This window comes from Phormidium sp. CCY1219 (genome assembly GCF_035615515.1).
In the GTDB taxonomy this organism is placed as follows: Bacteria; Cyanobacteriota; Cyanobacteriia; order Cyanobacteriales; family Laspinemataceae; genus CCY1219.
In genome coordinates this window covers 1-228 of sequence record NZ_JAJENT010000007.1, presented here as the reverse complement: position 1 = coordinate 228, position 228 = coordinate 1, and the positions used below count along the sequence as shown (strand labels likewise).

The 228-nt window shown below is 50.4% G+C and carries 1 protein-coding gene; it reads right to left on the bottom strand.

Annotated features, from left to right (window positions below; translation table 11 throughout):
• On the bottom strand, positions 1 to 212 hold a 212-nt coding region (locus LKK83_RS00215; RefSeq protein ID WP_324628738.1), incomplete at its 3' end, for a formylglycine-generating enzyme family protein.
• Positions 213 to 228: the final 16 nt, after the last annotated feature.

Genomic DNA, 228 nt, shown 5'->3' with positions numbered 1-228 from the left:
GGCGTAGTGGTTCCGGCGCGACAGGCATATTCCCATTCTGCTTCACTGGGTAAGCGATAAACCCGTCCCGTTTTTTCCGACAGTCGGCGACAAAATTCCACCGCATCGTACCAGGATACCCTTTCCACGGGTAAGTTCTTGCCTTTCAAAACAGAGGGATTATTTCCCATCACTGCTTGCCATTGTGCCTGGGTTACCGGATATTTGCCCATAAAAAATTCCGGTACC